Consider the following 19,090-nt stretch of genomic DNA (forward strand, 5'->3'; position numbering starts at 1 on the left):
AGCCCGTGTTGATAGCATCAAGATTTGATGAAAAATGAGAGTGGTTCCATTGATCGTTTTGCAAATTTCTGGTGTGCCAAAAATAATTTGCTAGTGTACATCTTAATCGTTATCTTCCTTGTCATCCTTATGTTTCTTTTCATGACGATCTCTGCCACCAAAGATATCAATATCAGCATCAGTCGGCCTGATTGTTTGGCTCTCTGCAATGACATTACCTTGATCATCCACCGCGCAATTTGCCGGATAAGGGTTTTTGGTAACATCTCTGACGACTTTGAAATAAGGCACATAAGTTTCTTCCAGGCGCAATTTAGGTCCATCTTGCGGGAATCTCGCCGATCCAGTCGTGCCAATCCAAGCGGTCACATATCCTTCCTTGCAATACTGTATTGCCGGCATTTCCACTCTCAACTCACCCACACAACTGGCTGGATCAATTTTAGGAAATTTAGTCTTGATTTCCAGGTTATCGTAATGATCGTTATCAACATGCCCACCTAGCCACTTGATTGCCCGGGTATCCGTATCTTTCAATCCATGACTGTAGAAAGGACTGACATTTCCTTTGACAACCTTGACTTTTCGCCAGTTTCTGGACACTCTGGCTTTAGTACCCATCACCGCATTAGCCGGATACATCTCTCCGGTATGGCGATTTTTGGTATAAAAATCCGCTGACAATGCCATCGAATTTGGCAAAATCAACACCACATCTGTAGTTGGATAATGATTACGATTTGCATCCGAACAACTATGCGGTAGATTCAGGCTAATGAAGGCACTTTTGCCCTCCAGATATTCTCTGCCATCATCACCCAATGAAAAGAGATTTTCTGTCGCGATGTTCACATGAGCCGAAGCCAAACTGCTAGCAACCGCCATCAGACAGGCTGCCGTCGTTTTATAAAATTGTTTTTTCAACATTGAGCACTCCTTTTGTTTACAGGTTTACAGGAAAAATTTCCTTTAAACAAAGAAGCATCATTCATACCAAACAATTAATTCATTTTAAATTCAATACATTAACACAAATGAACCAGGGCAATCGGGTTTAAAAAAGGGTTGAAATTATAATTTAGATAAGGTATTGGTTTTATCATTTTGATTATAAATGACAGTTACCCCAACGGCCTCAATTATCCACCATTTTTCAACGATTGCTGATCCAAGAGTAGATCGGCGAAAGAAGCATCAACTCACTGATATATTTTTCATCACCTTGTGTGCGACTATTTGTGGAGCCGATAACTGGGTGGCCATTGAAAAATTTGGAAAGGCTAAAGAAAGCTGGTTCACTGAACAGCTTGGTTTAGAAAATGGAATCCCTTCACATGATACGTTGGGTGCTGTTTTTGCCGCCATAGATACGGAACAATTTAGTCAATGCTTCTCAAACTGGGTGGCCGATCTAGCGGACTTGGTTGAAGAAGATATTATTGCAATCTCAAATAAGTCAGCCATCTATATGGTGAGCGCCTGGTCGCGGAAAAACAGTTTGGTTTTAGGTCAGGCGAAAGTGGATGATAAATCCAATGAAATTACGGCCATACCCAAACTTCTGTCGCGTTTGGATATTGCAGGCGCTTTGATTACAATTGATGCAATGGGGTGCCAAAAGAAAATAGCCAAACAGATTATCGACCAAGGCGGTGACTATGTTTTGAGTTTAAAAGGAAATCATGGCACCTTACATGAGGATGTAAAGGCCTATTTTACATCCGCTTTATCGCCAGAAATTGCCACAAAAACCGTCAATGGTGAGCATGGGCGAATTGAAACGCGTTCTGTTCGTGTCACGGATGAGATTGAATGGTTAAAAAGGAGCATTCCTGGTCAGGATTAAAAAGTATTATTGCCGTCACAGCCACAAGAGAAGTGGATGAAAAAATAACCGAGGAAACACGCTATTTTATAAGCAGTTTAAGCGCAAACGATCCAAACAAGTTAGAGCATGCTGTTCGCGCTCATTGGGCGATTGAAAATAACTTGCATTGGGTTCTTGATCTTGCTTTTGATGAGGATAGCAACCGAACCCGCAAAGGATATAGTGCTTCAAACTTAGCTGTCATTCGACACATGGCCTTAAATTTAATAAAAGCCGAGGAAACGGCCAAAGTCGGTGTAAAAACCAAGCGAATGATGGCAGGGTGGGATAATGATTATTTACTCAAGATTCTTGGTGTAATTTAAACCCGATTGCCCTGACAAATGAACACTTTCAAAGAGAATCAAAAATGAGTGTTATACCTCATTTTTGATACGTTAAATAACATAGTTTAGTTATCAATGCGCTTCATCCCAGTTTTTACCCACGCCGACTTCAACCAACAACGGCACATCCAGCTCGGCAGCCGTACACATTTTATCGCGAATGATGTCGATACTGGCATCGAGCTGTGCTTCAGCTATTTCAAAAACCAGTTCATCATGGACTTGCATGACCATCTTGACATCAGGCGCTTGCTGTAAAATCCATTGGTCGGTCGCAATCATCGCACGCTTGATAATATCCGCCGCCGTCCCCTGCATCGGCGCATTAATCGCGGTGCGTTCGGCGTATTGGCGACGAGCCGCATTTCGGGACTTGATTTCGGGCAAATACAACCGGCGGCCGAACAAGGTTTCAACATAGCCTTGCTCATGCGCTTGCTGCCGAATTTTATCCATATAAGCTTTCACCCCTGGGTAACGCTCAAAATATAAATCAATATATTCCTGCGCCTGATTCCGGGGCAAGCCGAGTTGTTGGCCTAAACCGAAGGCAGACATGCCATAAATCAAACCAAAATTGATAGCCTTGGCCGAGCGCCTGAGATCTTGCGTGACTTGCTCAAGCGGTACGTCAAAAACTTCCGCCGCAGTAGCGCTATGAATATCGATGCCTTGCGAAAAAGCGTTCAGCAGCCCTTCATCTCCCGACAAATGCGCCATGATGCGTAATTCAATCTGGGAATAGTCGGCGGCGACAATTTTATAGCCGTCCTGGGCGATAAACGCTTGCCTGATCTTGCGCCCCTCCTCGGTACGAATCGGAATATTTTGCAGATTGGGGTCTGATGAGGACAAACGACCGGTCGCGGCGACCGCCTGATGATAGGAGGTATGCACACGGCCTGTTTTTGGATTGATCTGCTGCGGCAACTTGTCGGTATAGGTAGACTTCAGTTTGCTCAGACTGCGGTATTCTAATATCAGTTTCGGTAACGGATAATCCAGCGCCAGTTCCTGCAACACGGCTTCATTGGTCGAGGGTTGTCCTTTCGGCGTTTTTTTTAATACCGGCAGTTGTAATTTGTCGTACAGGATTTCCTGAATTTGTTTTGGCGAACCCAGGTTGAAAACTTGTCCTGCAATCTGATGCGCCTGTTGTTCTATGGATGTGATTTTACTGGCCAGCACCATGCTTTGTTGCGCCAGCATATCGCGATCGATTAATACACCGGTTCGCTCCATCCGCGACAACACCGGCACCAGTGGTATCTCTATATCCCGATACACCACTTCAAGCGTCGGGATTTGCTGCAGCTTTTCGATCAAAACGTGATGCAAACGCAAGGTAATATCGGCGTCTTCGGCCGCATACGGTGCCGCCTGCTCTAATGGCACCTGCTGAAAGGGCAATTGCTTAACGCCTTTCCCGGCGACATCTTCATAATGAATCGTATCTAGACCAAGATAGGTTTTGGCCAGGTCATCCATATTATGTTTAGTCGCCGTACTGTTATACACATACGATTCCAGCATGGTGTCATGCGCCATGCCTTGTAACTCAATGCCATGATTAGCGAGTACATTGGCATCATATTTCAGATTCTGGCCCACTTTAGCCTGCTGTGCATCCTCCAGCAGCGGCTTCAGGCGCGCCAGAGTCTGCGTTCTGTCTAACTGTTCCGGTGCATCCGGGTAATCATGCGCTAGCGGTAAATAGGCGGCAACACCTTCGGTAACAGCAAACGACACGCCGACAATCTCAGCCTGATTGTAATCCAGACTGGTGGTTTCGGTATCGAAAGCGAATAACTCTGCCTGTTGTAGCTGCGCCAACCAATCGTCTAACTGGACTTCAGTCAAAATGGTTTGATAATCGGCCTCGATAGAATGCGGGCTATTTTCAGCGTCCTGCGTGTCTTGCCGGCCAAAACCAATATCTTCTAATTGCCGTAACCAGGTCGAAAAACCTAATTTTGCCACTAATTCCTTCAACTTTGACAAATCTGGCTGGCGACATTTTAAATCGTCCAGCGAATAAGAAATGGGAATATCACATTTAATCGTCGTCAAAGCTTTTGATAGCGGTAGCTCACTGAGATGCTGACGTAAATTTTCACCGATCTTGCCTTTGATTTCATCGGCATGTTCAATCAGATTTTCCAGTGTTCCATACTGCTTCAACCATTTCGCCGCCGTTTTTGGCCCGACTTTCGGAACACCCGGAATATTATCGACACTGTCACCCATCAAGGCTAGATAATCGATAATCTGTTCTGGATTGACACCAAATTTTTCCATCACCCCCGTCCTGTCCATACGGGTGTCCGACATGGTGTTTTCCAGCATAATCTTGTCACTAACCAGCTGCGCCATATCTTTATCGCCCGTTGAAATCACCACATCATAGCCTTGCTGCTCGGCTTGTCTGGCCAGCGCACCAATGACATCGTCGGCCTCCACGTCCGGTTCCATAATCAATGGAATGCCCATCGCCTGAATCAACTCATGCAAGGGCTCGATTTGTACTCGCAAATCATCGGGCATGGGCGGGCGGTGCGATTTATATTCTTCATACATTTCATGTCGAAATGTGGGACCGGGGGCATCGAAAACGACGGTAAAATGATCGGTTTTATGCTCAGCCAGCAATTTTTTTAGCATATTCGCCACACCATAAATGGCGTTGGTTGGCATGCCTTCGGCATTAGTGAGCGGTGGAATGGCATGATAGGCACGAAATAAAAATGAGGAGCCATCCACCAATACCAGTTTTTTATTATTTTGTTCAGTCATCATTCCAGAGGATAATCAAAAATTTCAGTCCAACAATACAGCCTGCTAAAGGATGCCGCAAGCCTGTCACGATTACGGTTTTATTCCGGAAACGGTTATAATCAAAAATCATGCAACTTTTATCAGACAACACACTCAAATGAGCGACGTATTACAGCAACTGGCAGACGTTCTTGAACAGCGTAAATCTCAATCGGCCGACAGTTCCTATGTTGCCAGTCTTTATCATAAAGGCCTGGACCATATCTTGAAAAAAGTCGGCGAAGAATGCACCGAAACCATCGTTGCTGCCAAAAATGGTGAAGCCGAGCAGATCATTTACGAGACTGCCGACCTCTGGTTCCATTCCATGGTCATGCTGGCGCAGCTTGGTCTGGGTCCTGAGGATGTTTTAAACGAATTACAACGACGTTTCGGCTTGTCAGGGCTGGAAGAAAAAGCACAACGCACACAAAAGAGGTAACACATGGGCATCAGCGTGACACAATTATTGATTGTTTTGGTCATTGTTTTATTGCTTTTCGGCACCAAACGCTTGAAGAACTTAGGCTCAGACCTGGGTGGCGCTATCAAAGGGTTTAAGAAAGCCGTTAAAGATGGCAGCGAAAACGATACGAATTTACAGGAAAATGGCCAAACCCTGGAAGGTGAAGTGAATAAAAAAGACCACGAAAACGTTTAATCATGTTTGATATTGGTTTCTGGGAATTATGCCTGGTCGGACTCGTCAGCCTGTTAGTCATCGGCCCTGAAAATCTACCCAAAGCCGCCCGCATCGCCGGCTTCTGGGTTGGAAAAACGCGCAATATGGTGGCTTCCGTCAAGGCCGAAATCAAACAGGAATTACAGGCCGAAGAATTACGCCAAATCATGCAGCAACAAGCCGAGCTGGAAAAGGCTATGAGCGAAGGTGAAAAACACCTGGAGGCACTCAATAACGACGTCACACAATCTGTTCGGGATATTGAAAAAACGCATGACTGACGAATCTCTGGAAGAACAACCCTTCATCAGCCATCTGGTTGAACTGCGCAACCGACTGTTAAAAATCGTCTTATGCGTGTTACTGGTATTTCTTGCTGCGGCGCCCTTCGCCAATGAAATCTATCACTTCTTGTCCGGGCCGTTATTGAAACACTTGCCGGATAACAGCACCATGATTGCCATCGATGTGGCATCGCCTTTTTTTGCGCCGTTTAAACTGGCGCTGGTAGCCTCCATTTTTGTATCGATGCCGGTGATTTTGTATCAATTCTGGGCGTTTATCGCACCAGGTCTCTACAGCCATGAAAAACGACTGATTCTGCCACTGATGGTTGGCAGCACCGTGCTGTTTTTTGCTGGCGTCGCCTTCGCTTACTACGTCGTGTTTCCATTGGTTTTTGGTTTTCTGACCGCAGCCGCGCCTCAGGGTGTCACCGTGATGACTGACATCAGCAAATACCTGGATTTTGTGCTGACACTATTTTTTGCCTTTGGCATGGCATTTGAAGTCCCCATATTCACCATTTTACTGGTCTGGAGTGGCATCACGACAACGCAAAGCCTGTCTGAAAAACGCCCTTATGTGATTGTCGGGGCTTTTGTCATCGGTATGTTTTTAACACCACCTGATGCCATTTCACAAACCCTGCTGGCCGTTCCTATCTGGTTATTGTTTGAAATGGGCTTATTGTTTTCCCGTTTTTTTGTCAAAAAACGGGGCTCCGAAATGGAAGAAACACTATAAATGATTAAACTGCTTATGTTATTGCTGCTGGCATTACCACTTCAGGCTACCCCCTTGCCCAAAGCGCTTGCGGTGCCAGGCGGTATTGTCGAAATCGAACTAGGGTCAACACACCAGTCTAAACCCCGGGTTTTTTTTCAACAGCACAGAGTTCTGATCACAGCTCATGACGATCGCTGGCTGGCGGTGGTCGGCCTGCCTCTGTCGCTCAAACCTGGCAAACATACACTCACCGTATTTACTGCTGACAATACAAGCGCCGACATCGCATTTACCGTTCATGACAAAGCCTATCCGGAACAGCGCCTGACGATTACGAAAAAACGTATGGTCACAGGTTTTACCAAAGCCGATTTGAAAAAAATTGCTGCTGACAAAGTCGAAATGACTAAAGCCAAATCAGTCTGGAGTGAGACACCTGCCAAACTGGACTTTATCACGCCTGTCGATGGCCGCCTTAGCAGTCTGTTTGGTTTAAAACGCTTTTTTAATGATATTCCCAAGCGTCCACATAACGGACTGGACATCGCTGCCCCCACCGGCACCCCGGTACTGGCACCAACCGATGCAACCGTCATCAATACCGGGCATTATTATTTCAATGGCAATACTATTTTCCTCGATCATGGCCAGGGCCTGTTAAGTGCCTATTTGCATTTAAACCACATCCAGGTCAAAGCCGGTGATCAGGTCAAACAAGGCCAGCAAATCGGTACTGTCGGCGACACCGGCCGCGTTACTGGCCCGCACCTGCACTGGATTGTTTACCTGAATAAGTCTCCAGTTGACCCGGCCCTGTTTATCGCTCGCGACATTCCCCGCCTAGCGGCTCGGAATAAACACTAACCCATGCTTCTGACTACTCCAATTTAATCATCGTGTCACGTTTTGGATCATTTATAAAAACCACGGTCAAATGGCTGTTCGTGTTGTTTGTTATCAGCACATTGGCCGCCACGGTATTTGCCTGGCATTTTGTACAGCAACTTGAAAAAGAACTGCCCGATATCAAGCAGCTGGAAAATGTGCAATATCAGATTCCCTTGAGCATTTACAGCCAAGACAATCTGTTAATTGCCCGCTTTGGTGAGAAAAAACGTATTCCGATTACAATCGATGATGCCCCAGAACAGTTGATTCACGCTTTTCTGGCGGCTGAAGATGCCCGTTTCTACGATCATCCCGGCGTTGATTACCAAGGCCTGATACGCGCCGCCCTGCAACTGGCCTTGACCGGTAAAAAGAAACAAGGTGGCAGCACCATCACCATGCAGGTCACGCGTAACTTTCTGTTAACGCGGGAAAAAACCTACATTCGCAAATTAAAAGAAATTCTGCTTGCACTGGAAATAGAACGCGCCTATTCCAAAAATAAAATTCTTGAACTTTATCTGAATAAAATCTATCTCGGCCATCGCGCCTATGGTGTTGCAGCCGCATCCGAAACCTATTATGGCAAGCCGCTCAATGAATTGACCCTAGCGCAAATGGCCATGATTGCAGGATTGCCTAAAGCGCCCTCCCTCTACAACCCCGTCACCAATCCTGAACGCGCATTACAACGCCGGGATTATGTGCTCAATAGAATGCTCAAACTCGGCTTCATCAATCAAACTGATTACGATAAAGCGATAGCTCAACCTGTCACGGCAGCATTGGCATCACAGAAAAACAATATTGAACTGAATGCACCGTATATCGCCGAAATGGTACGTCAACAATTATATGAACAATATGGCGATGACGCGTATACCCGCGGCTTGAAGGTTTACACTACCATTACCCGCCCACTACAGACAGCTGCCACTGAAGCATTGAGAAACACATTGCATGCGTATGACGAACGCCATGGTTACCGTAGTCTGCCACACAAAAATATTGGTGATAACACTGACTTTAAGGCTGAAAAAGTCGGCGCAACCGAGCAGGCAAAAATTATTGCATTAACCGACAAAACAGCTACGGCCTTGTTAAGCGACCAGCGCCAGATTGAACTGGCCTGGGAACATATCAAATGGGCACGCCCTTTTAAAAGCCGCTATCGCTTAGGGGCGGAACTTAAATCAACCCATGATATTTTCCAAATCAATGACCTGATTCGGGTTAGACAATTGGCTGATGGTCAATGGGCCCTAGCGCAGATTCCAGAAGTTCAGGGCGCCTTTGTTGCGTTATATCCTGAAGACGGTAGTATCCTGGCGTTATCGGGGGGCTATGATTTCTTTTATAATAAATTCAATCACGTTACCCAGTCCAAACGCCAACCCGGCTCTGGCTTCAAACCCATTATTTACACCACCGCATTGGAACACGGTTTTACCGCCGCCAGCGTTATCAATGACGCACCTATCGTCATGAATAACGAAACCCCGGATGCCGATTGGCGCCCCGAAAACTACAGCCGTAAATTTTACGGACCAACGCCTCTGCGAACTGGGCTTAGAAAATCACGCAACCTGATCTCGATTCGTCTGTTACAAAGCTTAGGGATAAAAGAAGTGACCAAGACCGCCCTACGTTTCGGCTTCAATCCAGATCAAATCCCTAACAGCCTATCCCTGGCACTGGGCAGCGGCTATGCTACGCCCCTACAAATGGCACGTCTGTACGCCACATTCGCTAATGGCGGCTTTCTAATCACACCTTATTTTATCGATCGCATCGAAGATTATGAGGGCAACGTATTGTTTCAAGCCCGGCCCCTCATCGCTTGTCAGGGTGAATGTATTTCGGTCAGCGACAATGAACACCTAGCTCCACGCATCATTTCACCGCAGATCAACTTTCTGATGAATGATTTGTTACGCGACGTTGTCCGCCGCGGCACCGCTACCAAAGCAAAGGTATTGAATCGCAGTGACCTGGCAGGAAAAACCGGCACTACCAATGATCAACGTGATGCCTGGTTTAATGGCTTTACCCCCGATATTGCTGCCACCGCCTGGGTTGGTCTGGATAATCCAGCCCCTTTAGGACGAGGTGAAGTCGGCGGGCGCGCGGCGTTGCCCATGTGGATTGAATTTATGCGCACGGCATTGAATGGCAAACCCGAAAAAGAGCTTATCCCCCCTGAAAACATTATCCGCGTTCGAATTGATCCACAAACAGGCTTACGCGCTAATGCGGACAGCTTAGGTGTATGGGAATATTTTCGTCGCTCTCATGCGCCACGACAATATGCACCTATGCTGAATGATGAATTAAATACAACGGAGGACGATGAGGACTTGTTTTAACCATTAGCGCACAATAGCCTGAGCACAACACCAAGCAAAACATTCGCCTTACATCAACGTCACGTAAACTTTGATTATTAACTGATGTTACGCGGTGGCTCTTTAATTTCATTTCCATGATTCCCCGTCCACCATTACCGAGAAAGAAAAAGCCATCTCTGGGCTCTTTTTCTTATCGACACAGAGCGCACAGGGTTCTCCCCTGGTTCCCGCTCTTGCGTGGGAATGAGGGAAGAGTTACTGCGTAACATCAGTTATTAGATCAATAGATAATTGGATGACTATAGAGAAAAGAGTAACGCACGAAACAATTACCGATAGAGGGACCACGAAATGCATCAAAACGATCTGAACAATCGTTAAGCAAACAAGAATTATTGTCGTTCTTCAGGTGCGACATAATCGCGTCGGTCATAGCCAGTATAGATTTGACGGGGTCGACCGATACGCCGCGTAGGTTCTGCCATCATTTCCAGCCAATGCGATACCCAACCGGCCGTGCGTGCAATCACAAACATGACAGTGAGCATTTCTTCCGGAATTTTCAATGCTTTATAGATAATGCCTGAATAAAAATCGACATTAGGATAGAGTTTTTTCTCAATGAAATACTCATCTTTCAGTGCATACTCTTCCAACGCCATGGCCAATTCAAACATTGGATCATCCAGAGTGTATTTTTCCAGCACTTCATGACAGACTTCGCGCACGATAGTTGCACGTGGATCGAAATTTTTATACACACGGTGGCCAAAGCCCATCAAACGGAATGGATCATTTTTATCCTTAGCACGCGCAATAAATTCCGGAATACGGTCAACTGTGCCGATTTCAGCCAGCATGCTCAAAACGGCTTCGTTAGCACCGCCATGCGCAGGTCCCCACAGCGCTGAAATACCCGCCGCCACACAAGCATACGGATTAGCACCAGTGCTGCTGGCCAAACGCACGGTCGAGGTACTGGCATTTTGTTCATGATCGGCATGCAGGATAAATAAAACATCCAATGCTTTTACCGCAACCGGGTCAATATAATTTTCTTTATCGATGAATTTCTGCGATGGCAACGAAAACATCATGTTGAGAAAATTTTCGCAATAGCTCAAGTCCATTCGAGGATAAACGAATGGCCAGCCAACCGAATGGCGATAACAAGCTGCTGCAATCGTTGGCACTTTTGCCAACATTCGCATGGCAGAAATACGCCGATGTTCGGGATCGTTCATATCCAGTTCGCTATGATAGAACGCCGACAACGACCCCATGACGCCGACCATCATCGCCATCGGATGTGCGTCATAATGGAAGCCATCAAAAAAGCTCCGCAATGCCTCATGCAGCATCGTATGGTGATTTATTTCATCGACGAACCCTGCCAATTCATCGTCTTTAGGTAACTCGCCATTCATCAATAAATAGGCGACTTCCAGAAATGAACTGTTCTTGGCCAGTTGCTCGATCGGATAACCCCGATAAAGCAAAACGCCATTTTCTCCGTCGATATAGGTAATCGCACTTTTGCAACTGGCCGTCGACATAAAACCAGGGTCATAGGTAAACAGCCCCAATTGTTTATGCAGGGTTCCGATATCGATCCCGGCCTCGCCTTTAGTCCCCTTGACCAGTGGTAATTCCGCTTGTTGACCGGACTCAAGGATAATTTTTGCTTTATCTTGATCTTGCGACATAATCAGAATCTCTTGTCAGGGTGGTTAAAACCTAAATACTAAAAACGCGGCCTGAAACAGACTTATTGTTTTCCGAAACGTTTACGGAACTTATCAACACGGCCTGCCGTATCGACAACACGTTGCTTACCGGTATAAAAAGGATGGCAAGATGAGCATACTTCCACATGCAAATCTTTACACAATACCGAGCCTGTTTGGAAAGTATTACCGCAACCACAGGTAACTGTAATTTGTTTATATTCAGGATGAATTTCTGGTTTCATAATGTTCACAATGCCCAAAACGGGTTACATACTTGATAGAGAACTGCGTATAATACGACGTCCCAACTTAAATCGCAACTACCATTTATTATGCGTATCATTACTTTTAATGCCAATGGCATTCGCGCCGCTGAACGCAAGGGCTTTTTTAACTGGCTCAAACAGCAAAATGCCGATGTTGTTTGCATTCAGGAAACCAAAGCCCAGGAACATCAATTAAGCGCCGACGTCTTTTGTCCGACAGGTTATCATTGTTATTATCATGACGCCATAAAAAAAGGCTATAGCGGTGTTGCGCTATACTGCAAAAAAGAACCCGACACGCTTATAAAAGGCATCGGCTGGGATGATGTCGATGCGGAAGGCCGATTTATTGAAGCACAATTTGGAAATTTAAGCGTTATTTCTCTCTACCTTCCTTCGGGTTCTTCCAGTGAAGAACGCCAGGCCATTAAATTCAAGTTTTTAGATCGCTTTATGCCATGGCTGGAACAAGCCAGTCAGAATGGACGCGATTATATTATTTGTGGCGACTGGAATATCGCCCACAAAGAAATCGATTTAAAAAACTGGAAAGCCAATCAGAAAAACTCCGGCTTTTTACCAGAAGAGCGCGCCTGGATGGATCAGCTATTCGCTGAAAACAAATGGTACGACGCCTTCCGGCTGGTCAACTCGGACGCTGACCAATACACCTGGTGGTCCAATCGCGGCCAGGCTTGGGCCAAAAATGTCGGCTGGCGCATTGATTACCAGATCATCAGCGCCAGTTTAAAAGACAAAGTGTTAAGCGCCAGTATTTATAAAGATGAACGCTTTTCGGATCATGCGCCATTAATTATGGATTACGACTATCCATTTTAACCTTGTCACGCTGTACATACATTAAAATCATGACCAACGCGACAGCTGGCAAGCCAATCGCAGCGGCATACACAAAAAATGCCGGATAGCCAAATTGCTCAACAATTTCACCAGAAAAGCCACCGAGCAATTTGGCCGGCAATGTCATTAAGGAACTGAACAGCGCATATTGGGTGGCGGTATAGGCTGTATTGGTCAAGCTGGATAAATAGGCAATAAAAACTGCCGTCGCGATACCACCACTCAGATTATCAGCACTGATTACCATCGCTAATAAGACTAGATCAGGCGTCGATAGCGCTAAAAAGGCAAACAATACATTTGTCGCCGAAACTAAAATAGCACCTAATAACAGTGGCCGCATGATGCCATAGCGCAATACTAAAACGCCACCTAAAGACGCCCCAAATATGGTCATAAAAAACCCGAAAACTTTGCTGATTTCAGCAATTTCTGTCTTGCTAAAACCCAAGTCCAGATAAAACGGATTCGCCATCACGCCCATCGTAATATCGCTGAGCTTATAAATGGCAATCAATAGCAAAATAAGCATGCCTTTTTTACCATTGCGAACAAAAAATTCGACAAATGGTGCAATAATGGCGTCGGATACGGCCGCTACCAGCTTATTCCAGCGCGAGCGAACCTTCCCAACACCCAAGACATCTTCAACCACCTTTTCCGCGGCCTGCGCAATGCGATCGGCTTCATGTGCAGGCTCTTTTATCAGCAATACGGTCATCACCCCCACTGACATCATCGCCGCCATACTCAAATAAGCCGTTCGCCAATCAGCAAAATCGGCAATATAAAAGGCTCCGGCCCCAGCAACTAATAACGCAACCCGATAACCAAATACGTAAGCGGCGGCCATTGCCCCCTGGTACGCCGGCACAGCCGCCTCAATCCGGTAGGCATCGACAACAATATCCTGCGTCGCTGAACAAAAGGCCACCCAAACTGCCAGCAAAGCGATGTACTGCAGCTGCCTGTGCGGATCGGCCAAGGCCATACCGACTAACCCTAAGGCTATACCAGTTTGCGCCAACAACATCCAACTGCGACGCTTGCCGAACAGCCGGGTCATCATAGGTAGCGGCAAGCGATCGACAACCGGCGCCCAAAATACCTTGATGGAATAGGTCACACCGACCCAACTGAAATACCCAATAACGGACAAAGTGACGCCTTCATCCCGCAACCAGGCCGACAGCGTCGAAAAAACCAACAAATAAGGCAGACCTGCTGAAAACCCCAGAAATACCATCTGCAACACAACCGGCCGCAAATAAATTTTAAATTCACCCCAGCCGGTCTTTTTCATAACCATACACTTCTCCAAGCTATAATACGCGCCATCAGACAAAAAAAAGGGCAACCCATTGGATTGCCCTGTTTTATATCAAACAGTCGATGAACTAACCATTAACCAGATAATGCGCAAAAATACTCGCCGCGTAGCCTGCCGCAATCGCTGGCGTCCACTTCAGATGACTGAAGAAGGTGTATTTGTGATTGGATTGACCCATCAACGCAACACCTGCCGCCGATCCAACGGAGAGCATTGACCCACCGACACCCGCCGTCAAGGTCACCAACAACCACTGATACAAATCCATATCCAAATTCATGCTTAATACTGCGAACATCACCGGAATATTATCAACGATAGCCGATAAGATACCGACCAGGATATTTGCCCCGGTTTGTCCTAGACCATCATACATGGCGCCAGACAGCAATTCCAGATAACCAATATAGCCTAAGCCACCGACCGAGAAAACCACACCGAAGAAGAAAAACAGAGTATCCCATTCTGCATCTCTGACTTTTTCAAAAATATCAAATTTGCCACTCGTTTCTATAGAACCATAAAGTAAATTTATGCGGTAGCCATATATCATCAAAATAGACAAGCCCACCATCATCCCCATAAAAGGTGGCAAGTGCAGCACCTGCTTAAAGCTCACTGCGATGGTGATCGTCAATGCAAACAAAACACAAACCACGATGCCGCCCGGCTTAATCTGGACAGCCGCCTCATGCGTTTCTTCAGGGTACTCATCAGGAACAGCCATATACATGATGGCAGCCGGCACAACATAGTTAACGACCGAAGGTATAAATAATTTAAAGAAATCAAAAAATTCAGCATAGCCTGCCTGCCAGACCATTAAGGTCGTAATATCGCCAAATGGACTGAACGCGCCACCGGCATTAGCTGCAACGACAAGATTGACAAAACCGATGGAAACAAATTTTTCATTATTACCACCGACCGCCAGTACCACCGCGCCAACCAACAGGGCTGATGTCAGGTTATCGGCAACCGCCGACAAAAAGAAGGTGATAATGCCAGTAATCCAGAACAATTTCCGATAGCCAAACCCACGCCTGACCATCCATGAGCGTAAGGCTTCAAATACATTGCGCTCGGCCATCGCGTTGATATAGGTCATCGCCACCAACAAAAACAGCATCAACTCGGCGTATTCTTTGAGGTTGAATTCAAACGCTTCATGCAAATCTTCGGTTGAAACCCCGGCCTCGCTCGCCAGTATCGCAGCATGCGCCCAAATAATACCGGCTGCCAGAATAACCGGTTTGGATTTCCGTAGCCCAGTGAACTCTTCGGCCATGACAAAGCCATAGGCAATGATAAAAATCAGAACGGTATAAATTCCCCGCTCTGTTCCCGTCAGCCCCAGATTGGTAAATTCCGCAGCCATTGCCACTTGCGGCCCTAGCAAGACACCTGCCAGAATAATCATTAAGCGTAACAAAACAACCCCCTACCCTTTGTAAATATTGAAATTGTGAATATTTTTCAACCGGAAGAGCAAGCGCTAAAGCGCAGCCCACCGAGTCGTAAGAATGGTAATAACAAACAACCGGCTATATTATCACCATCTATTTATCTTTGTCATTTAATCAATCCCAGTATATCATTAACGCTTCCTATTAAATGATCTTACCTAGTCCATGTATCAATATAACGATATCGATCAAACGCTTGTCGATGAACGGGTGGCCCAATATCGCGGGCAAACCGAACGCTATCTAAAAGGCGAAATCGGTGAAGATGAATTTCGCGCCCTGCGGCTGATGAATGGTTTATATATTCAGACCCATGCCCCGATGCTCAGGGTTGCCATCCCGTATGGCTTGCTCGCCTCAAAGCAGGTTCGTAAGCTGGCTGAAATTGCACGTAAATATGACAAAGGCTATTGCCATTTTTCCACGCGTCAGAATGTTCAGTATAATTGGCCTAAATTAGAACAAGTGCCTGATATTCTGGCCGAACTCGCCAGCGTTCAAATGCACGCCATTCAAACCAGCGGCAACTGCATGCGCAACACGACAACCGACCACCTTGCAGGTGTTTGCCCAGATGAACTGGAAGACCCAAGACCCTGGTGTGAGATTATTCGCCAATGGACGACGTTGCATCCCGAATTTGCTTATTTACCCCGCAAATTCAAAATCGCCGTCAGCAGTTCGGCAACGGATCGCGCGGCAACACAATTCCACGACATTGGCGTGCATATCGTTAAAAACGCTCAGGGCGAAACCGGTTTCCGCATTTTAGTCGGTGGCGGACTCGGTAGAACGCCGATAATTGGCACCGAAATCAAAGCCTTTTTGGAGCCCAAATATCTGCTCGCTTATCTCGATGCCATTTTGCGCATTTACAATCTGTACGGCCGCCGCGATAACAAATACAAGGCGCGCATCAAAATTTTAGTCCGCGAAGAAGGCATCGATAAAATCCGTGAAAAAGTCGAACAGGAATGGCTGAAAAACCGAGACAAGTTGATCTTAAAACAAGAAAAAATTGATCATATCAAAAGCTTTTTTAGGCCACCGGCTTATGATCCGAATGCCAATCAAGATCAAAGCTTAAGCTCTCATCAGCAACAAAATCCAGCGTTTGCACGCTGGTTAGAAAAGAATGTTTGCGCCCATAAACAGCCGGGCTACCGCAATGTTATGCTGTCGCTGAAAGCGCCTGACTCGCCGCCGGGCGATATTACCGCCGAACAACTCGATGCGGTCGCCGATTTGGCCGACCAGTACAGTTTTGGCGAAGTACGCACCACACATCGGCAGAATCTGGTTCTGGCAGATGTCAAACAAGCCGATTTATTCCCATTATGGCAGCGTTTGGTCGACATTAAACTGGCAACACCCAATATCGGCACGGCAACCGATATGATTTGCTGTCCAGGGCTTGATTTTTGCAGCCTGGCAAATGCTGGCTCCATTGGCGTCGCACGCGAAATCAACGAGGCTTTAGATGATATTGATTATGTTCATGATATCGGTGAATTGAAAATCAATATGTCTGGCTGCATGAATGGCTGCGCCCATCAAAGCGTAGGGCATATCGGTATTTTAGGCGTCGATAAAAAAGGCAGTGAATGGTATCAAATCACCTTAGGCGGCTCTTCTGAAAACGAAGCAGCCATCGGAAAACGCTTAGGGCCTGCGGTCGCCAAAAATGAAATAACACCGGCGATTCGTAAGATTTTAGATATTTACCTAAAACAGCGCCAACACGAAGAAGAAACCTTCCTTGAAACTGTCAACCGTATTGGCATTGACCCTTTTAAAGAGCACGTTTATGCAAATCATTAAAGATCGCCAAATTATCGAAAACAACTGGTCGTTTATCGAGGATGACCAAGCCTTGCCAACGGGTAACGTGATTATCAGCGTATCACGCTGGCAGACCGGAAAGCCACAATTACAGCAACATGTCGCGCAACTAGGCCTGCGCTTACAACCAAGCGACAATGTTGCCGACATTGCGCAGGACTTAGCGCATTTTGACCTGATCGACTTGCACTTCCCGGTCTTTACCGATGGCCGGGGGTTTTCTCAAGCAAAACTATTGCGCGACCGTTACCAGTATGCCGGCGAAATTCGCGCTAGCGGTAATTTTATGGTTGATCAAGTTTTTTATATGACCAAAGTTGGCATCAATGCGTTTGAATTAAACAACGAAAAACAACTCCCTCTCGCCATTTCCCTGATGGACGATTTTTCGGTCAGTTATCAAGAATTGCTGTTCGCTTAAATAATACACACAGAACCTAGACAGCATTATTCAGGTTCTGTGTGATACATTTCACACAACCCCACATTGTCTATTCAACATCAGTTGCCCTCACCTGACAACTACCAAGGCATAACCTATAATCAAAACTAAACCGTGGCTACACAGCGTAATCAATTGAATAAGAAGAACTTAATATCAGTTTCTTATGGAGAAGTGGATGTGACATTCATGTTACAAGCCTACAAGGATGTATTCACGGCGTCTTCTGGAACAAATAACTGATATTAAATGTTTATATACGCTGAGTAGCTGCACTAAACCGAGTATTACGTAGGCCCCATTATGAGTTTTTTTGGCAACATAGCCAGAGCATTTGTGCTTCTATTGTTTATAGGACTATCTATCTTGCTGACAGGATGCAAGCCGCCTGAAAAACCTCTGCGCTTAGGGAGTAATATCTGGATTGGTTACGAAACCTTGCACCTAGCCCAGAAGCAGGGCTATTACGATGACCTGGTATTAAAGCTAGTTCAAATGCCATCGGCGACCGATGTCATGCACGCTTTTCGCCATCACATGCTGGAACTTGCCGCACTCACTCTTGATGAAGCATTGTCGTTAAAACAAACCGAAGATGACATTCAGATTATTTTGGTTTTTGATTTTTCACAGGGCGCAGATATTCTACTCGGCCAACCTGAAATCAAGACACTGGCTCAACTGAAAAATAAAAAAGTAGGTGTTGAAAATACCGCAGTAGGCGCTATTTTACTGGATAGCGCATTAACTGAGGCACAATTAACGTCTGCCGATATCAAGATTATTCCCCTGACCGCCAACGAACATCAACAAGCCTTTAATACACACCAAGTTGATGCTGTGGTGACTTTTGAGCCCATCAAAACACAGCTATTAGCACAAGGCGCGAACAACCTGTTTGATAGCCGCCATATTCCAAATCGTATCGTTGATGTCTTAGTCGTTCGCAAAGACATTGCCAATCAATATCCCGAAGCGATTCAGAAATTGCTTTCCGGCTACTTCAAAGCCTTAGACTATCTTTCCGCCCACCCCACTCAAGCCGCTGAAAAAATTGCACCGCGCATGCATGTCTCAAGTGATACGGTGGCCAAACAATATGACGGCATCAAAATTCCCTCTCGGATCGAAAATATCGCCTTATTAAGACACGATCAAGCCTTGTTATCTCCAACTCGCTAAATGTCAACCAACCTGTC

16 protein-coding genes and 1 pseudogene are annotated in these 19,090 nt (G+C 46.0%); 11 read left to right on the forward strand and 6 right to left on the reverse strand.

Annotation, left to right across the window (positions count from 1 at the left end; all coding sequences use genetic code 11):
- Window positions 1-102: 102 nt before the first annotated feature.
- Window positions 103-927 carry a DUF1775 domain-containing protein gene (locus JEU20_RS04055; RefSeq protein ID WP_198243773.1) on the reverse strand — a complete coding sequence of 275 codons (825 nt, stop codon included), beginning with the start codon at window positions 925-927 and terminating at the stop codon, window positions 103-105.
- 187 nt (window positions 928-1,114) lie between these two features.
- On the opposite strand from JEU20_RS04055, the pseudogene JEU20_RS04060 reads away from it, so the two are divergent.
- A pseudogene (locus JEU20_RS04060) lies at window positions 1,115-2,193 on the forward strand (ISAs1 family transposase).
- A 93-nt stretch (window positions 2,194-2,286) separates the two neighbouring features.
- Here the strand turns inward: JEU20_RS04060 and polA are convergent.
- Window positions 2,287-5,010 carry a DNA polymerase I gene (gene polA, locus JEU20_RS04065; protein WP_425356674.1) on the reverse strand — a complete coding sequence of 908 codons (2,724 nt, stop codon included), beginning with the start codon at window positions 5,008-5,010 and terminating at the stop codon, window positions 2,287-2,289.
- Between the two features lie 136 nt (window positions 5,011-5,146).
- Here polA and JEU20_RS04070 point away from each other — a divergent pair, with 136 nt between their 5' ends.
- Genes JEU20_RS04070 through JEU20_RS04095 form a run of 6 tightly spaced genes read left to right on the forward strand, consistent with a single transcriptional unit; the run spans window position 5,147 to window position 9,972 of the window.
- Complete coding sequence (locus JEU20_RS04070; protein ID WP_198243775.1) at window positions 5,147-5,470, forward strand: phosphoribosyl-ATP diphosphatase; 324 nt, start codon at window positions 5,147-5,149, stop codon at window positions 5,468-5,470.
- Window positions 5,471-5,473: 3 nt separating this feature from the next.
- A complete protein-coding gene (gene tatA, locus JEU20_RS04075; protein WP_198243776.1) occupies window positions 5,474-5,689 on the forward strand; it encodes a twin-arginine translocase TatA/TatE family subunit in 216 nt (71 codons plus the stop codon).
- A gap of 2 nt (window positions 5,690-5,691) precedes the next feature.
- Entirely contained in the window at window positions 5,692-5,991 is a 300-nt protein-coding gene (gene tatB, locus JEU20_RS04080) for a Sec-independent protein translocase protein TatB (RefSeq protein ID WP_198243777.1), read from the forward strand.
- The gene (tatC, locus tag JEU20_RS04085; protein WP_198243778.1) at window positions 5,984-6,736 is read left to right on the forward strand and encodes a twin-arginine translocase subunit TatC; all 753 of its coding nucleotides are present in this window, start codon (window positions 5,984-5,986) and stop codon (window positions 6,734-6,736) included. The genes tatB and tatC overlap by 8 nt, the downstream gene beginning before the upstream one ends.
- A complete protein-coding gene (locus tag JEU20_RS04090; protein WP_198243779.1) occupies window positions 6,737-7,582 on the forward strand; it encodes a peptidoglycan DD-metalloendopeptidase family protein in 846 nt (281 codons plus the stop codon).
- A gap of 32 nt (window positions 7,583-7,614) precedes the next feature.
- Complete coding sequence (locus tag JEU20_RS04095) at window positions 7,615-9,972, forward strand: penicillin-binding protein 1A (protein WP_245395095.1); 2,358 nt, start codon at window positions 7,615-7,617, stop codon at window positions 9,970-9,972.
- Between the two features lie 374 nt (window positions 9,973-10,346).
- Here the strand turns inward: JEU20_RS04095 and JEU20_RS04100 are convergent, their stop codons facing one another.
- On the reverse strand, window positions 10,347-11,660 hold the full coding sequence (locus JEU20_RS04100; RefSeq protein ID WP_198243780.1) for a citrate synthase: 1,314 nt from the start codon (window positions 11,658-11,660) through the stop codon (window positions 10,347-10,349).
- Between the two features lie 62 nt (window positions 11,661-11,722).
- A complete protein-coding gene (rpmE, locus tag JEU20_RS04105) occupies window positions 11,723-11,926 on the reverse strand; it encodes a 50S ribosomal protein L31 (protein ID WP_198243781.1) in 204 nt (67 codons plus the stop codon).
- Between the two features lie 90 nt (window positions 11,927-12,016).
- On the opposite strand from rpmE, the gene JEU20_RS04110 reads away from it, so the two are divergent.
- Window positions 12,017-12,790 (forward strand): exodeoxyribonuclease III, encoded by a 774-nt coding sequence (locus JEU20_RS04110; RefSeq protein ID WP_198243782.1) that lies wholly within the window; start codon window positions 12,017-12,019, stop codon window positions 12,788-12,790.
- On the opposite strand, the gene JEU20_RS04115 is transcribed toward JEU20_RS04110, so the two are convergent.
- The gene (locus tag JEU20_RS04115) at window positions 12,765-14,120 is read right to left on the reverse strand and encodes an AmpG family muropeptide MFS transporter (RefSeq protein WP_198243783.1); all 1,356 of its coding nucleotides are present in this window, start codon (window positions 14,118-14,120) and stop codon (window positions 12,765-12,767) included. The genes JEU20_RS04110 and JEU20_RS04115 overlap by 26 nt on opposite strands.
- Before the next feature lie 88 nt (window positions 14,121-14,208).
- Complete coding sequence (gene nhaD / locus JEU20_RS04120) at window positions 14,209-15,519, reverse strand: sodium:proton antiporter NhaD (protein WP_198245860.1); 1,311 nt, start codon at window positions 15,517-15,519, stop codon at window positions 14,209-14,211.
- A gap of 253 nt (window positions 15,520-15,772) precedes the next feature.
- Between nhaD and JEU20_RS04125 the strand changes: the two genes are divergently transcribed.
- The 3 genes from JEU20_RS04125 to JEU20_RS04135 all read left to right on the forward strand — a co-directional run bounded on the left by JEU20_RS04125 (window position 15,773) and on the right by JEU20_RS04135 (window position 19,073).
- The gene (locus JEU20_RS04125) at window positions 15,773-17,428 is read left to right on the forward strand and encodes a nitrite/sulfite reductase (protein ID WP_198243784.1); all 1,656 of its coding nucleotides are present in this window, start codon (window positions 15,773-15,775) and stop codon (window positions 17,426-17,428) included.
- Entirely contained in the window at window positions 17,415-17,870 is a 456-nt protein-coding gene (locus JEU20_RS04130) for a DUF934 domain-containing protein (RefSeq protein ID WP_198243785.1), read from the forward strand. The genes JEU20_RS04125 and JEU20_RS04130 overlap by 14 nt, the downstream gene beginning before the upstream one ends.
- Window positions 17,871-18,257: 387 nt before the next feature.
- Window positions 18,258-19,073, forward strand: a complete 816-nt coding sequence (locus tag JEU20_RS04135) for an ABC transporter substrate-binding protein (RefSeq protein ID WP_198243786.1) — start codon at window positions 18,258-18,260, stop codon at window positions 19,071-19,073.
- Window positions 19,074-19,090 lie beyond the last annotated feature (17 nt).

The sequence above is a fragment of the methane-oxidizing endosymbiont of Gigantopelta aegis genome (assembly GCF_016097405.1).
Taxonomy (GTDB): domain Bacteria; phylum Pseudomonadota; class Gammaproteobacteria; order Methylococcales; family Methylomonadaceae; genus Methylomarinum.